14 protein-coding genes are annotated in these 14,416 nt (G+C 75.2%); 5 read left to right on the top strand and 9 right to left on the bottom strand.

Annotation, left to right across the window (positions count from 1 at the left end; translation table 11 throughout):
• Nucleotides 1–77: 77 nt before the first annotated feature.
• The 6 genes from AFB00_RS26850 to AFB00_RS26825 form a co-directional block, all read right to left on the bottom strand.
• Complete coding sequence (locus AFB00_RS26850; protein WP_068799493.1) at nt 78–1,085, bottom strand: DUF5914 domain-containing protein; 1,008 nt, start codon at nt 1,083–1,085, stop codon at nt 78–80.
• On the bottom strand, nt 1,082–2,668 hold the full coding sequence (locus AFB00_RS26845; protein ID WP_068799492.1) for an FAD-dependent oxidoreductase: 1,587 nt from the start codon (nt 2,666–2,668) through the stop codon (nt 1,082–1,084). The genes AFB00_RS26850 and AFB00_RS26845 overlap by 4 nt, the downstream gene beginning before the upstream one ends.
• Nucleotides 2,665–3,423, bottom strand: a complete 759-nt coding sequence (locus AFB00_RS26840; RefSeq protein WP_068799491.1) for a class I SAM-dependent methyltransferase — start codon at nt 3,421–3,423, stop codon at nt 2,665–2,667. Before AFB00_RS26840 ends, AFB00_RS26845 begins: the two co-directional genes overlap by 4 nt.
• A 65-nt stretch (nt 3,424–3,488) precedes the next feature.
• Nucleotides 3,489–4,673 (bottom strand): polyprenyl synthetase family protein, encoded by a 1,185-nt coding sequence (locus AFB00_RS26835; RefSeq protein ID WP_231974093.1) that lies wholly within the window; start codon nt 4,671–4,673, stop codon nt 3,489–3,491.
• A 170-nt stretch (nt 4,674–4,843) separates the two neighbouring features.
• Entirely contained in the window at nt 4,844–5,239 is a 396-nt protein-coding gene (locus AFB00_RS26830; protein ID WP_068799490.1) for a hypothetical protein, read from the bottom strand.
• A gap of 73 nt (nt 5,240–5,312) precedes the next feature.
• Nucleotides 5,313–5,630, bottom strand: coding sequence for a hypothetical protein (locus tag AFB00_RS26825; RefSeq protein ID WP_068799489.1), 318 nt, complete (start codon nt 5,628–5,630; stop codon nt 5,313–5,315).
• A 165-nt stretch (nt 5,631–5,795) separates the two neighbouring features.
• On the opposite strand from AFB00_RS26825, the gene AFB00_RS26820 reads away from it, so the two are divergent.
• From AFB00_RS26820 to AFB00_RS26805, 4 genes are all read left to right on the top strand, one after another.
• Complete coding sequence (locus AFB00_RS26820; RefSeq protein WP_156819740.1) at nt 5,796–6,890, top strand: baeRF2 domain-containing protein; 1,095 nt, start codon at nt 5,796–5,798, stop codon at nt 6,888–6,890.
• 85 nt (nt 6,891–6,975) lie between these two features.
• Complete coding sequence (locus AFB00_RS26815; protein WP_068799487.1) at nt 6,976–7,440, top strand: MarR family winged helix-turn-helix transcriptional regulator; 465 nt, start codon at nt 6,976–6,978, stop codon at nt 7,438–7,440.
• 77 nt (nt 7,441–7,517) lie between these two features.
• Nucleotides 7,518–7,958, top strand: coding sequence for a MarR family winged helix-turn-helix transcriptional regulator (locus AFB00_RS26810; protein ID WP_156819739.1), 441 nt, complete (start codon nt 7,518–7,520; stop codon nt 7,956–7,958).
• Nucleotides 7,955–9,238 carry an MFS transporter gene (locus AFB00_RS26805; RefSeq protein ID WP_068799486.1) on the top strand — a complete coding sequence of 428 codons (1,284 nt, stop codon included), beginning with the start codon at nt 7,955–7,957 and terminating at the stop codon, nt 9,236–9,238. Before AFB00_RS26810 ends, AFB00_RS26805 begins: the two co-directional genes overlap by 4 nt.
• Here AFB00_RS26805 and AFB00_RS26800 read toward each other — a convergent pair.
• Both AFB00_RS26800 and AFB00_RS26795 read right to left on the bottom strand, forming a co-directional pair.
• Complete coding sequence (locus tag AFB00_RS26800; RefSeq protein ID WP_068799485.1) at nt 9,179–10,099, bottom strand: LysR family transcriptional regulator; 921 nt, start codon at nt 10,097–10,099, stop codon at nt 9,179–9,181. The two genes, AFB00_RS26805 and AFB00_RS26800, sit on opposite strands and share 60 nt — an antisense overlap.
• A 54-nt stretch (nt 10,100–10,153) precedes the next feature.
• Entirely contained in the window at nt 10,154–10,669 is a 516-nt protein-coding gene (locus AFB00_RS26795) for a mycothiol transferase (protein WP_068799484.1), read from the bottom strand.
• Nucleotides 10,670–10,714: 45 nt separating this feature from the next.
• On the opposite strand from AFB00_RS26795, the gene AFB00_RS26790 reads away from it, so the two are divergent.
• Nucleotides 10,715–13,000, top strand: a complete 2,286-nt coding sequence (locus AFB00_RS26790) for a molybdopterin-dependent oxidoreductase (protein WP_068799483.1) — start codon at nt 10,715–10,717, stop codon at nt 12,998–13,000.
• 12 nt (nt 13,001–13,012) lie between these two features.
• Here the strand turns inward: AFB00_RS26790 and AFB00_RS26785 are convergent, their stop codons facing one another.
• Nucleotides 13,013–14,407 carry a sugar porter family MFS transporter gene (locus tag AFB00_RS26785; RefSeq protein ID WP_068799482.1) on the bottom strand — a complete coding sequence of 465 codons (1,395 nt, stop codon included), beginning with the start codon at nt 14,405–14,407 and terminating at the stop codon, nt 13,013–13,015.
• Nucleotides 14,408–14,416 lie beyond the last annotated feature (9 nt).

The following is a 14,416-nucleotide window of genomic DNA, read 5'->3' as shown; positions in this document are numbered from 1 at the left end:
TCATGGAGCTTCGCCCTCGTGTCACGAGGCCGAAGCTCCATGAGTGCAACCGGGGGAGGAGGAGCGGAGAGGCAGCCTCAGCGGGTGCGCATCTCGTAGCGGCGCTCGGCGTAGTCCAGGTCGTCGCGCCACAGGCGGTTCGCGGCGCGGGCCATCAGCGGGCGGACCGCGGGGGCCAGGCGCTGGGCGAGGGCGAAGCCGGTGCGGTCGGACCCGGCGACGACGGCCTCGATCACCGAGGTGCGCGGGCGCCCGTCGCGATCGGTGCCGCGGGGGGTCGCGTGCGTCTCCACGACGCTCCCCAGTCCCTCGCCCTCCACGATCCGCATGACGACCGTGCGGGGCTCCGGGCACACGAACTCCGCCCGCACCGGGACACCCAGGCCCGGACCCACCTTGAAGGTGACCGTGACCAGGAACCGGTCCTCGGCCTCGGTCACGTCGGTCACGGCCGGGGCCGAGTCCACGGCGAGCCGCTGGAACGAGTACGGGTGGAACCAGGCGCCGTGCCACGGGTCCAGCCGGTTCGCGACGATGTCCTCCGGTTCGCAGACGCCGGTCAGCGTGGTCACCGCGTCCAGGACGGGGCCGGCGGGCCGGTGCGGGACGACCGGCTCGTCGGTGGGGGTCTCGCCACCGGCGCCGTCGAGCCGGACCCAGACCAGCACGCCGTCGTCGTGCACCGGGTGCAGCGCCCAGCCGGGCCCGGAGTCCGCGCCGAGGCGCAGCCCGTGCCAGCGGCAGACCAGGTCCCCGCAGTCCACGGCGGCGAGCGCCATCGGGGCCCCCAGGTGCGGGCAGGCACCGGGACCGACCCGGACCCGGCCCTGCTCGTCGCGCCAGGCGACGAGTTCGGTGCCGGCGACCCGGGTGCCGAACGGGCGGTCGGTCCGGATCTCCCGGCTCGCGGCGAGCACGAACCAGTTCCCGGACGGCCGGGCCTGCGCCCGTTCCAGCGCGGCGGTGATCAGCTTCGGGTCGGCGCCCCGGTAGGTCGGTTCCTGGCGGGCCCAGGTGTGCGCCGGAAGGGGCTGCAGCGGCCAGGCCGCAGGCCACCGGTCGGAGATCCGGGACAGCACGCTCATGACGGGACACCTCGTGGTCGGGAGCGCGTCGCGTGCCGGGCGGCGCGACGCAGGGGACGGAGCCGTCCCGTGGTCGGGACGGTCTCGAGCGGATGCCCGGCGAGCCGCCAGCCGGCGAGCAACCGGTTGGCCGCCTGCCATCCGGTGCTGGCGGCGCGTTCCATCAACGCCACCGGGAGGTCGATCCGGATCCCGTCGCCGGCGAGCACCAGGCCGTCGACGGGCGTGCCGACGCCGGGGCGCCGGGCGAAGTCGCCGACGCCGAACATCGGGCAGTCCGCGCGCCACTCGACCAGCTCGCCGACGGTCCCGGCGGCCGCGGTCTCCGGGTAGATCTCGTGCAGCCGCGCCAGGCAGCGCCGGCGCAGCTCGGGGGGCGCGGCGTCCCCGCCGCCGGTCGCGGCGTAGGCGTGCAGCTCGACGACGGAGCCGCCGGTCCGCGCGGCCCAGGCCTTCGCGTCGTGCTCGTAGCGGGACGGCACCGAGATGTTGTCCAGCGGGTCGAGCCCGCCGGTCCCGAGGAACGGCGGCCGGTCCGCACGCACCGGCCGGTCGAGCCAGAGCCGCTGCACGAGGAACGGCGGTGCGCTCCCGAGGGCGGCGACGTCGGCCCGCCAGCGGTCCAGGCCCTCCGGGGTGCCGAGCCCGCCGGACGCCGAGACGATCTTCCGCAGGCCACCGACGTCGGTGGCCAGCACGACCGCGTCCACCTCGGTGGTACCGCCGGACGAATGATTCACGTGGAACCGTCCACTCGCGACGTCACGCTCGACCGACGACACGATGACACCGGTCCGGAACGTCACCCCACGGGTGGTGAGGTAGTGCCGCAACGGTTCCCACAGCGCGCGGTCGAACCCGTCGTCGGCGACGTCGAACATCAGCCCCTCGGAGGACCCGAGGAAGTAGATGTGGAACATCGTCGCCAGCTCGGCCGCCGACATCTGCGACGGCGGCGCGAAGAAGCTGCGGGAGAACACCTCGAACGCCAGGTGCCGGGCGGCGGGCGGGAAGTTGATCGAGGTCAGGTAGCTCTCGGCGTCGACGTGGTCGAGCTCGTCGTAGATCCCCGGGACCGAGACGTCGGCCAGCGGCGCGGCGGCCACGGCGTCGAGCCGCAGCAGGTCGGCCGGGCGGAAGGTCGGGCTGCGCAACGCGAACGCGACCGCGTTCCAGGGCGGGGTGCGGGGGAGCCCGCGGAAGGTGTCCCGGTGCCCGTCGGCGTCGAGCAGCGGGTAGTCCTCCACCGCGACGAGGTGCTCCAGGCCCGGGTCGGCGCGGCGCAACAGGGCGCGCAGGTTGTAGTACTGCCGGAAGAACGCGTGGAAGCCGCGGCTCATCGAGACCGGGCTGCCGTCCGGCAGCTCCGCCGTCCACCCGCCGACCCGGCCACCGAGGTACGGCTCGCGTTCGAGGAGCTCGACGGCGACACCGCGCTCGGCCAGCCCGGTCGCGGCGGCCAGCCCGGCGATCCCGCCGCCGACCACGGCGACCCGCGGGCGCCGCCCGAGGACGCCGGCGTCACCGGGACCCCCGGCCGCCGGGTGGAGGACCCGGCGCGGGTCGACCGGCCGGACGCTCACGGCCGGTTCCCCAGCACGGTGTGCACGACGCCGTTCTGCCAGCCGGTCATCGTCTCGGAGTGCACGGCGTCGAAGCCGGCGCCGCGCACCCGGTCGCGCAGCGCGCCGATGCCGTCGAAGGTGTTCACGCTGCGCCACAGGTGCCGGTAGAGCGCGGTCTCACCGGTGGTCACCCGGCCCAGCGGCACGATGATCCCCCAGCACACGGCGTGCCACACCGCCCGGGCCCGTGGCGAGTCGGCCACCGAGTACTCGTGCAGGGCCAGCGTCCCGCCCGGGCGCAGTCGCTCGCGGAAGCGGCGCAGCGCGGCGTCCGGATCGGTGAGGTTGCGCAGCAGGTAGGCCGCGAGGATGCCGTCGAACGGGCCGGTCACGCCGGCGTCGGCCATCGCCTCCTCGGTCGTGTGGACGAACCGCACCGAGCCCGGCCACGGCTTGGTCCGGGCCCGCTCCAGCATCCCGGCCGAGGCGTCGATCGCGACGATCTCGGCCCGCGGAGCGACGCCGAGCAGCGCCGCGGTGGACGCGCCGGTGCCGCAGCCCGCGTCGAGCAGCCGCAGACCGGCGCCGTCGTGGGGGAGCCGCATCCGGGCCGCCGAGGCACGCAGGTGCCGGTGGTACCCGGGGTTGCGCCCGACCAGCCGGTCGTAGTCACCGGCACCCTCGTCGAAGTGCGCCGGGACCTCGGTACGGGGCAGCCCGGCCGGGCCGACGGCGGTGGCACGGGACGGGACGGGAGCGGGGACGTCGACCATGCGCGGGAGCGTAGAGCGGTCCGGGCCGGGCGACGCGCCGGGGGAGCGGGAGGTCATGGCGGCGCTCAGCAGACCCGCTCGGCGCAGCGCACGGCCATCGCGCGCAGGACGCCGGCGACGTCGTCGGCCAGCCGACCGTCCGCGGCCGCCGTCTCGACCAGCCGCAACGCGCCGTCCACCCGGGTGGTGATCAGCTCCTCGATCCGGCGGTGTGCCCCGGTGGCGCCGACCAGCACCCGGGCGTCGTCGACGTCGACCGGCCCGTCGGCGGCGTCGCTGCCGTGCAGCAGCGCGTCGAGCCGCGCGCGGTCGGCGGGCCCGGCCAGCTCCCGGGCGAGCACGACGAGGCTGGTCGCCTTCCGGGCGGCCAGGTCGTCGCCGGTGGGCTTGCCGGTGGCGTCGGACCCGAACACGCCGAGCACGTCGTCGCGCATCTGGAACGCCTCACCGATCATCGTGCCGTAGTCGCCCAGCAGGGCGAGCAGGCCGGCGTCGGCTCCGGCCAGCGCGGCCCCCAGTTCCAGCGGGCGGCGCACGGTGTAGTTGCCGGACTTGCGCCGCAGCACGTCCATCACCTCGTCCAGCGACGGAATCCGGCGGGCCTCGTTGAGGAGGTCGGCGAACTGGCCGACGGCGAGCTCGGAGCGCATCGCGTCGTAGTGCGGCCAGCCACGGTCCAGGGCGGCGCCCGGCAGGCCGCTCTCCCGCATGGCCTGCTCGGCCCACACCAGGCAGAGATCACCGAGCAGCACCGCACCGGACTCCCCGAAGCGGTCCGGGCAGCCGGACATGCCCCGGCCGCGGTGCCAGTCGGCCAGCTGGACGTGCACCGTCGGCCGGCCGCGACAGGTGGCCGAACCGTCCATGACGTCGTCCTGCAGCAGGGCGAAGGCGTGCAGCAGCTCCAGCCCGGCGACGGCGTCGAGCGCGGCCGGGGAGTCCGGCGCGGCGGCCCGCCAGCCCAGGTAGCCGAACATCGACCGCAGGTACTTGCCCCGTCCGACGAAGTCGGTGAGCACGCCGGCGACGAAGTCCGCGCCGTCCATCGAGTGCACGTGTTCGGCGCAGCGCAGCCGCACGGTCTCCCCGACCCGGGCGTGCACCCGGTCGCGCACCTCGTCCGGCCACGATCCCCCGCGCCGTGTCCGTTCGCGCTCGCGCTGCCTGGCCCGTCGCGTCTCGACGACCATCTCCGACCACTCCCGCCGGTACGGGGGCGCACGGAACGGCTCCCGTGACCCGTTGGGCATACCGGACGTCGTCCGGACCGGACGGACGGCGGCGGCACCGGTGCCGGACCGGTCCCGGCGGCCGTCCGGGTCCGATCGACCCTATGGGCGCTGTGGTGATCGCGCCCGGCGAATCGGACACCGCAGCCCGGTCGTGGACCTCCCGGCTGCGCCGGTCGCCGGGACGGGTATCAGCGGGAACGGAGCAGCGACCACGCCGCGAGCCACACCGACCCGGTGGTGAGCACCATCGCGCCGGGCACGTGCACGACCAGGCCGGGGATGTCGCCGAACGCGGCCTGCACGAAGGTCAGGCCGAACACCACGGCGGCGAGCACCGACGGCCACCACGGGCCACCGGCGGTCAGCCGCAGCCAGACCGCGGCGAGCGCGGTGAGCCCGGCCACGACGTGCAGGACGATCGCCCCGGTGCCGTGCGGGCCGACGTCACCCCCGGTGAACAGGCCGGAGGCGGTCACGAACTGCCAGGCCAGCGAGAGCACGGTGAGGACGGAGAGGACGCGCAGCGCGAGGACGGGCGGCGCGGCCGGCGAGGCGGGGGCGCCGTGCCGGTTCGGGGTGGTCATGCGTGCTCCCGGGTGGTGGTGCGACGGTTCGGTGATCGCCGAGTGTGCCCGAGAACCGGATCACCGGGACGGATCAGGGCACACTTCCCGGACGGCCGGGAACCGCCCAGGGCGGCAGGAAGTCCCGCTGCGGGTCGAGATCGCGGCCGGCGACCGTGGCGAAGTGCCGGTGCACGAACGCGTCCAGCGCGGCCCGGTGCCCGCCGGGATCGGGCGGGCAGAAGCCGTCGTCGAGCCAGCCGCACTCGCAGCCGGCCCGGAACCCGGTGTACCCGGGCCCGGACCGGACGTCGGTCCAGATGCCGGTGTCGCGGCCGTCCGCGGTGCGGGCGCTCACGAAACCCTCGTGGTCGTCCGAGCCCGGGATGTCGACCGGTCCGATGTAGAGCACGTGCCGATCGTCCGCACCCGTGGGCACGGCGCAAGCGGCCGGTGCCGGACGGCCGTGCGGCGGCGCCCGGCGGTCGACGACGCGGCGGGCGGTACACCCGCCCGGGCGACGGACCGCCGCGCAGGCGCGGGTTTGGCCCGCGGTGTGCCGGGAAGGCGGCACGGGATGCGTACCGATGTCATCCGCCCCCTCAACGACCGCACCGGCCCGTTCGCGACCGTCGTCATGGACGCCACGCACGACACCGCCACCGCCACCGAGCAGTACCGCCTGCGGTGGCGCGACCTGCGGGAACGGCTGGCCGACGCCGGTGCCGACGACGCCACGCTCGCCGTGCTCGACGATGCCGTGACCGGCGCGGACGCGCCCGACGGGACCGCCGGCCGGATCCTGGTCGCCGACGCCGGCCGGGTGCTGCTCGACCGGCACACCGAGGTCCCGCCGGAGCGCGGCACCGCGAGCTGGGGTGCGGTGCCCGACCTGCTCCCGCTGCTCACGGCCGCCGGCGACGACGTGCCCACCGTCGTCGTCGCGGTCGACCGGACCGGTGGCCGGGTCCGGGCGGTCGACGGCACCGTCGAGGCGGTGGGATCCGACGTGCCGGGACCGGTGCACAAGGCCGGGACGGCGGGCCCCGGTGAGGGGTCGGCCGACGCCAGGGTCGAGGAGACGCTCAAGCGCAACGCCCGGGCCGTGGCCGAGCGGGTGGACGAGCTGGTGCGGGCCGGCAACGCCGGGCTGCTCGTGGTGGCGGGGGACGGCCCGGGCCGGGCCCGGCTGCGCGACGAACTGGCCCCGGCGTCGGCGGAGATCATGGCCGAGGTGGAGAACACCGGCGGCACGCTGCCGGAGCAGATCGACGACACCGTCCGCGCGGCCGCCGACGACGTCCGCGAGCAGCGCCGGATCACCGCCGTGACGAGCTACGCGACCGCGTCCGGGCGCTCCGACGGGCTCGCCGTCAGCGGCGTGGCCGGCATCGCGGCCGCGGCCAGGGCGCACGCCGTGGAGACGCTGCTGGTCGACCCGTCGGCGGTGCCGGGCACGGAGCTGGTCCTCGGGGCCGATCCGACCGCGGTGGCCGCGACGGCCGCCGACCTGCTCGACGACCCGGTGGCGAGCGCGCCGGCCGCGGACGCGCTGATCCGCGCGGTGGCCGCCGCCGACGGCGTCGTCGTCCTCGCCCGCCAGGACGACGACGTCCGGCTCGAGGACGGCATCGGCGCCGTACTGAGGTTCCCGGTGGGTCCGCAGAGCTGAGGCGGCGCCGGATCCGCTCCGACACGACCCCATCGCAAAGTCCCCGCATGCTGGACTCCGGCGCGAGTCGGCATACGCTGTGCGGATGGACGGGTCCGGAACTCTGACACCCACGGCACTCGACGAGCAGCTGTGCTTCGCGCTGCACTCGGCCTCGCGGGCGATGACCGGGTGCTACCGGCCGATCCTCGACGCGGTCGGCCTGACCTACAGCCAGTACGCGCTGTTGCTGGTGCTGTGGGTGGAGGAGTCGGTGCCGCAGCGTGAGCTCGGCGAGAAGATGTTCCTGGACAGCGGGACGCTCTCGCCGATGCTCACCCGCCTGGAGAAGCGCGGCCTGCTCGTCCGGGTCCGCCGGGCCGACGACGAGCGGACCGTCCAGGTCTCGATCACCGACGAGGGCCGGGCGCTGCGCGAGCAGGCCGTCCGCGCGCAGGAGGAGGTCACCCGCGCCACCGGGATGAGCATGGACGAGCTCTACCGGCTGCGCGACGACCTGAACCGGCTCGCCACCACGCTGCGCGCCAACCAGGAGGATCCGACCGGCTGAGCCCCGTCGGTCACGTTCCGCCGTTCGTCGTCGTCAGCAGGTATATGCTTGCCGGCAGGTAAACGGATAGGAGCGTGATGAGCGGCCTGGACCACGACGAGCTCGTCCGGCTCCGCGTGGTCCTGGCCCGGATCGGCCGCGGTCTGGACCGGCACTCACGCGGATCCGAACTGACCCGCACCCAGGTGTCGGTGCTCTCGACCGTCGTGGTGCGCGGCCCGCTCGGGATGGGGGAGCTGGCCGCGGTCGAGGGGCTCAACCCCACCATGCTGTCCCGGCTGACCGGCAAGCTGGAGTCGGTCGGTCTGCTGGTGCGCGACACCGACCCGCGCGACGGGCGCGCCGTGCGGGTCGTGGCCACCGATGCCGGCGTCGCCGAGCACACCCGGCTGCGGGCCGAGCGGGCCCGGCTGCTCGCCGAGCACGTCGACGCCCTGCCCGACGGTCAGACCGAGGGCCTGCGGGCCGCGTTGCCGGCGCTGGAGGCGCTCGCGACGTCGCTGCGGGACGTGCGGTGAGCGCGCGCAGCGCGCTCCGTTCCTTCTCCCACCGCACCTTCGCCGCGCTGTCCGGCCGCAACTACCGGCTCTGGTTCGGCGGGCAGTCGATCTCGCTCGTCGGCACCTGGATGCAGTCGGTGGCCCAGTCCTGGCTGGTCTACGAGCTGACCGGCTCGGCGGCGGTGCTCGGCACCGTCGTCGCGATCCAGACCGTGCCGACCCTGCTGCTCGGGCCCTACGCCGGCGTCTGGGTGGACCGGGTCGACAAGCGCCGGCTGATGATCGGGCTGCAGGCGCTGATGGGCCTGCAGGCACTCGCGCTGGCCGTGCTCACCCTGTCCGGTGCCGTGCTGCTCTGGCACGTCTACCTGCTCGCGGCCGTGCTCGGGCTGAACAAGGCGTTCGAGAATCCGGCGCGGCAGGCGTTCGTCCAGGAGCTCGTCGGCCGGGACGACCTGCGCAACGCCGTCACCCTCAACTCGGTGCTGACCAACGCCGCCCGCGCGGTCGGACCGGCGATCGCCGGCGCGGTGATCGTCGCCGGTGGTACCGGGATCTGCTTCGCGGTGAACGCCGCGAGCTTCGTCGCCGTCGTCGGCTCGCTGCTGCGGCTCGACGTGGCGGCCCTCGCCCCGGCCGTACGCGCGCCGCGGGCGCCGGGGCAGCTGCGCGAGGGACTGGCCTACGTGCGCGACGATCCCCAGCTGCTCGTCCCGCTGGTGATGATGGCGCTGATCGGCTGCCTGGCCTACGAGTTCCCGGTCGTGCTGCCGGTTGTGGCCTCGGAGACGTTCGGCGGGAACGCCGACGTCTACGGCTACCTGACCGGGGCGATGGGGCTCGGTGCCGTGGTCGGGGGCCTCGGGGTCGCCGGTCGCGGGCGGACCGGACTGCCGTCCCTGGTCCGCACGGCGGCCGCGTTCGGCGTGGTGCTCGCACTCGCCGCGGTGGCGCCCACGTTGTGGGTCGCCCTGCTGGCGATGGCGCTGGTCGGCATGGCCAGCGTGGCGTTCATGGCCGGCGGCAACAGCACGCTGCAGCTGGCGTCGGAGCCGCACATGCGGGGCCGGGTGATGGCGCTCTGGTCGGTCGCGTTCCTCGGGTCGACCCCGGTCGGCGGGCCGGTGGCGGGGTGGGTGAGCGAGCACCTGGGCGGCCGGGCCGGGCTCGCGCTGGGGGCGCTGGCCTGTTTCGCCGCCGCCGCGATCGGGGTGCCCGCGATGCGGCGCGAGCGGGCCTCAGCGGATCCGGCCGCCGGTGGCGATGCGCAGCAGGTCCCGGGCCGTCCCCTGGGGTGAGGTGCCCTCCAGCCAGACCGCCCGGAACTCGCGGGTGAGGTCGGCACCGTGCACCGCTACCTCCACCAGCGCACCGGACGCGACGTCCGCGGCGACCGCCGCGCGGCCGAGCACGGCCGGGCCGTCGCCCTCGCGCACCGCGGCCCGCACCGCCGCGTCGGCGGCCAGCTCGCCGACCGGCCGGGCGGGCTCGACGTCCGGGGCGGCCAGCGTCAGCGCGGAGTCCGCGGCCCGTCGCGACGCCGCGCCCGGCCCGCGGACCAGCAACGACGTCGCGCGCAGCTCGGTGGCGTGCACCCCGCCGTTGCGGGTCCACGGGTGGGTGGGCGGCACGACCAGGACCAGCGGGTCACCCGCCACGGTCGCGGCGTGCAGCCCGCCGAGCGGGCCCGACCCCTCGACGATCCCGACGGCCGCGGTGCCGGCGCGCACGGCCGCCGCCGGATCGGGGGTGTCCACCAGCGAGACGTGGCCGCCCGGCCCGTCGCGCAGCTCGACCAGCCAGCCGGGCAGGATCGCCTCCGCGACCCCTGGCTCGGCAGCCAGCAGCACCGTCGCGTCACCGGCCGGGGCCGGGCGCAGGGCGGCCACCGCGGCGTCGAGGCCGGAGGCGGCGTCGAGCACCGGGCCGGCCCACTCGACCAGCAACGCGCCGCGGGCGGTCAGCCGGCCCGAGCGTCCCCGCTTCCCCCGTTCCAGCACCCGGGACCCGACCTGCTGTTCGAGGGTCCGGAGGCGGGCCGACGCGGCCTGCGGGGACAGCCCCACGCGCTGCGCGGCCGAACCGAGGGTGCCGGTACGGGCGACCGCGACGAGCAGGGCGAGCGCGGTCAGATCGGGGACGCGTGCGGGGGCGGACATCCCGGTCAGCCTATGCGGCCGGGGTCGGGCCACCGGCGGCCCGGGCCGGTCGGGTCAGATGCCGAACAGTCCACGCAGGTAGGCGGCCTGCCCGGCGTGCTGGAGGTCGTCGCCCAGCACGCTGACCAGCCGCTCACCGAGGCTGACCCCGGCGCCGTGGGTGGGCGGCAGGATCCGGGACAGGTCGTCGTCGGTCAGGGTGCCCAGGTGGGACACGGTGCGGGCGTGCACGGCCTCGCCGTAGCCGACGAGCAGGTCCGCGGTGGTCCGGACGGCGTCGACCTGCTGGTCGGAGTGGCCGAACCCGGTGTCGCCCGGGTCGAGGTCCAGGCCGAACCGGCCGGCCCAGCCGTCGTCGGTCCAGACCTGCCCGGTCCCGAACGCCTCGGCCACGTGGTCGTCCTGGACCCGGAGCAGGTGCCAGACCAGCCAGCCGATCGGGTTGCCGGCCCCGGCGGCGGCGTCCGGGCGGCGGGCGAGATCGGCGTCGGACAGGCCGGCGGTGACGTCGTGCACCAGCTCGTCGACGCGGCCGAAGTGATCGGTGAGCAGCTCCGCGGAGGTCGTCATGGAGGAGGGGTTCCCCGATCGCCGCAGGACGTACCGTGGAGCGCGGTGACCGAGACCGAGAAGACCCACAGCGCGCACTGGGGCGCCTACACCGTCCGGTTCGACGGCGGCCGCCTGCGGGTGCGCCCGCACCGCGACGACCCGGACCCCTCACCGGTGCTGGACAACGTCCCGTCGGCGGTCGGCCACCCGGCCCGGGTCACCGCCCCCGCGGTGCGCCGGGGCTGGTGGGAGCGCGGCCCCGGCCGGGATCCCGGCCGCGGGCGCGACGGGTACCTGACGGTGTCCTGGGACGCGGTGCTCGACCGGCTGGCCGCCGAGACCCACCGGGTGCGTTCGACCCACGGCGACGCCGCGGTCTACGGCGGCTCCTACGGCTGGGCGTCGGCGGGGCGGTTCCACCACGCCCAGGGCCAGCTGCACCGGTTCCTCGCGGTGACCGGTGGCTACACCCGCTCGGTCAACACCTACTCCGGCGGTGCGGCCGAGGTGATCGTCCCGCAGATCCTCGGCGGCTTCGACGCCGTCACCCGGCACTCGGTCAGCTGGGACCAGGTCGCGGCGCACACCGACACCGTCCTGGCCTTCGGCGGGATGGCGCTGAAGAACTCCGGGATCGCCCCCGGCGGGGTCTCCCGGCACGTCGAACGCGGTGCGATGCGCGCCGCCCGGGCCCGTGGAGCCCGCTTCGTGCTGGTCAGCCCGCTGCGTCCGGACCTGCCCGAGGAGGTCGACGCCACCTGGCTACCGATCCGTCCCGGCACCGACGTCGCGCTGATGCTGGGGCTCATGCACACCGTCGTCGCCGGGAACCGGCACGACGCGGACTTCCTCGCCACCCACTGCGACGGCTGGGACACCCTGCGCGGCCACCTGTTCGGCACCCCGGCCCGGGACGCCGACTGGGCCGCCGGGATCACGGGCATCCCTGCGACGACGATCCGCGAGCTGGCCGGGCGGATCGCCGGCGGGCGCAGCCTGGTCACCGTCGCGCAGTCGCTGCAGCGCGCCGAACACGGTGAGCAGCCGGTCTGGGGTGGTACCGCGCTCGCCGCGGTGCTGGGCCAGATCGGGCTGCCCGGTGGCGGGTTCGTCTACGGGCTCGGCTCGCTCGGTCACTACGGCCGCACGCGCAACGCCGTACCGGTGCCGTCGTTCTCCCGGGTCCCGAACCCGGTGCCGGCGATGATCCCGGTCGCCCGGGTCGCGGACATGCTGCTGCACCCGGGCGAGCGCTACGCCTACGACGGCGCCGTGCACCGCTACCCGCACGTCCGGCTGGCCTGGTGGTCCGGCGGAAACCCGTTCCACCACCACCAGGACCTGCGCCGGCTGCGCCGCGCGGTCGCCGAGCTGGACACCTTCGTCGTGCACGACCCGGTGTGGACCGCCACCGCCCGGCACGCCGACGTCGTGCTGCCGTCGACGATGACGATCGAGCGCGACGACATCGGGCCCACCGGATCCGATCCACTGGTGATCGCGATGAAGCAGCTCGTCCCGGTGCCCGGCGAGGCCCGCGACGACTACGACGTGCTCGCCGACCTCGCGCACCGGCTCGGCCGCGGGGCGGAGTTCACCGAGGGGCGCACCGCCCGCGGGTGGCTGGAGCACATGTACGAGCGGACCCGGGTCGCGCTCGCCCGCCGCGGTGACCCCGCCCCGGACTTCGCGGAGTTCTGGGAACGCGGCGAGCTGGCACTGCCGCAGCGCCCCGACGACGGCGGCGTGCTCGCCCGGTTCCGGGCCGACCCGGTCGCGGACCCGCTGCCGACGCCGTCCGGCCGGGTGCAGGTGGGCTCGGCGACGATCGCCGCCCACGGCTACGACGACTGCCCCGGCCATCCCGCCTGGCTCCCGCCGGCCGAGCAACCCGACGACCGGCACCCGTTCTGGCTGGTGGCGAACCAGCCGGCGACCCGGCTGCACTCACAGCTCGACTTCGGCGCGCGCAGCGCCGGGGCGAAGCGGGGCGGACGCGAGGTGCTGCGGATCCATCCGGCCGACGCGGCCGGGCTCGGCATCGCCGACGACGACGTGGTCCGCCTGCACAACGACCGCGGGGCCTGCCTCGCCACGGCCCGGCTCACCGACGACATCCGGCCGGGGGTCCTCCAGCTCCCGACCGGGGCCTGGTGGGACCCGCGCCCCGACCCCGAGCGGCCGGAGTTCGGCGACGACGGGCTGTGCGTGCACGGCAACCCGAACGCCGTCACCCGCGACCGGGGCTCGTCCCGGCTGGCCCAGGGCTGCACCGGACAGCTGTGCGCGGTCGCGGTGCAGCGGTTCGACCACCCGGCGCCCGAGGTCCGGGTGCACCGGGCCCCCTGAGCGCGGGACCGGTCAGGAGCGCGCCCCGGCGGGATCGGCCAGGTCACGCTCGATCTGCTCCAGCGAGCGGCCCTTCGTCTCCGGGAGCAGCCGGGTCGCGTACACGTACCCGAGCGCGGTGGTCACGGCGAAGAACAGGAAGTTCCAGCCTGCGCCGAACATCTCCAGCAGGCTCGGGAACAGCAAGGCGACCGTCATGTTGAACAGCCAGTTGAAGGTCACGCAGAAGGCGACCGCCCCGGCCCGCACCCGCAGCGGGAACAGCTCGGGCAGCAGCACCCACTGCACCGGGCCCCAGGAGATCGAGAAGGACGCGATGTAGACGACGATCCCGGCCAGGGTCAGCCCGAGCAGCAGCGGGCCCTGGCTCAGGCCGACCAGGTTCGTGACCGAGAGCAGGATCATCGCCGCGCACATGCCGAGGGCACCCCAGCGCAACAGCGGCCGGCGCCCGGCCCGGTCGATCAGGTACATGCCCGGCAGCGTCATCAGTATGTTCACCGCGCCGATGGCGACGTTGGCGCCGATCGCCCCGGTCGCGCCGAAGCCCACGTCGGTGAGCAGCGTCGGCGCGTAGTAGATGATCGTGTTGATCCCGACGAAGTTCTGGAAGAACACCAGCAGCAGCCCGATGACCATCAGCTTGCGCAGCCGCGGGGCGAACAGGCTGCGGATCGAGACCTTCTCGGTGTGCTCGCGCTCGACGCGCACGCTCTCCTTGATCTCGTCGAGCTCGGCGTCGGCGCTCTCCGGGGTGCCGCGGAGCCGGTGCAGCAGCCGCCGCGCGTCCTCCTCACCGCCGTCGGGCTTGTGCGCGACGAGCCAGCGCGGGCTCTCCGGCTGGGTGTAGATCCCGATCGCGAGCACGACGGCGGGGACCACGCCGAGGCCGATCATCCAGCGCCAGTCCCGGGCGTCGGCGAAGACGTACGCGGTGACGTAGGCGAGGAAGATCCCGACGGTCACGAGCAGCTGCATCAGCGAGGTCAACCGGCCCCGGATGTGGGCCGGTGCGAGCTCGGAGAGGTACATCGGCACGACGACGGACACGATGCCGACGCCGATCCCCATCACGAACCGGAACCCGACGAGCATCGCCACGCTGACCCCGAGCGCGGTGCCCAGCGTGCCGATGACGAACACGATCCCGCCGAGCAGGATCAGCAGCCGCCGGCCGAGGGTGTCGGCCAGCCGGCCGGAGGCACCGGCCCCGAGCATGGCGCCCACCAGCAGGCCCGAGACGACCATGCCCTCCTGCAGCGAGGTGAGCGGGACGTCGTCCGGGATGAAGAGGATCGCCCCGGAGATCACCCCGGTGTCGAAGCCCCACAGGATCCCGCCGAGCGCGCCGAAGAACCAGATTGCCCACTGTGACGGCCGCTTCGCCGTCGGTGCCCCCGAAGTCACCGGGTGATC

The sequence above is a fragment of the Pseudonocardia sp. HH130630-07 genome, from assembly GCF_001698125.1.
Classification (GTDB): Bacteria; Actinomycetota; Actinomycetes; order Mycobacteriales; family Pseudonocardiaceae; genus Pseudonocardia.
This window is presented reverse-complemented; position numbering and strand designations above follow the sequence as displayed.

Excerpts from the sequence above, each read along its gene's own strand:
- AFB00_RS26850 (WP_068799493.1), bottom strand. The coding sequence starts at position 1,085 with ATGAGCGTGCTGTCCCGGATCTCCGACCGGTGGCCTGCGGCCTGGCCG.
- AFB00_RS26840 (WP_068799491.1), bottom strand. The coding sequence starts at position 3,423 with ATGGTCGACGTCCCCGCTCCCGTCCCGTCCCGTGCCACCGCCGTCGGC.
- AFB00_RS26835 (WP_231974093.1), bottom strand. The coding sequence starts at position 4,673 with ATGCCCAACGGGTCACGGGAGCCGTTCCGTGCGCCCCCGTACCGGCGG.
- AFB00_RS26830 (WP_068799490.1), bottom strand. The coding sequence starts at position 5,239 with ATGACCACCCCGAACCGGCACGGCGCCCCCGCCTCGCCGGCCGCGCCG.
- AFB00_RS26820 (WP_156819740.1), top strand. The coding sequence starts at position 5,796 with ATGCGTACCGATGTCATCCGCCCCCTCAACGACCGCACCGGCCCGTTC.
- AFB00_RS26815 (WP_068799487.1), top strand. The coding sequence starts at position 6,976 with ATGGACGGGTCCGGAACTCTGACACCCACGGCACTCGACGAGCAGCTG.
- AFB00_RS26810 (WP_156819739.1), top strand. The coding sequence starts at position 7,518 with ATGAGCGGCCTGGACCACGACGAGCTCGTCCGGCTCCGCGTGGTCCTG.
- AFB00_RS26800 (WP_068799485.1), bottom strand. The coding sequence starts at position 10,099 with ATGTCCGCCCCCGCACGCGTCCCCGATCTGACCGCGCTCGCCCTGCTC.
- AFB00_RS26795 (WP_068799484.1), bottom strand. The coding sequence starts at position 10,669 with ATGACGACCTCCGCGGAGCTGCTCACCGATCACTTCGGCCGCGTCGAC.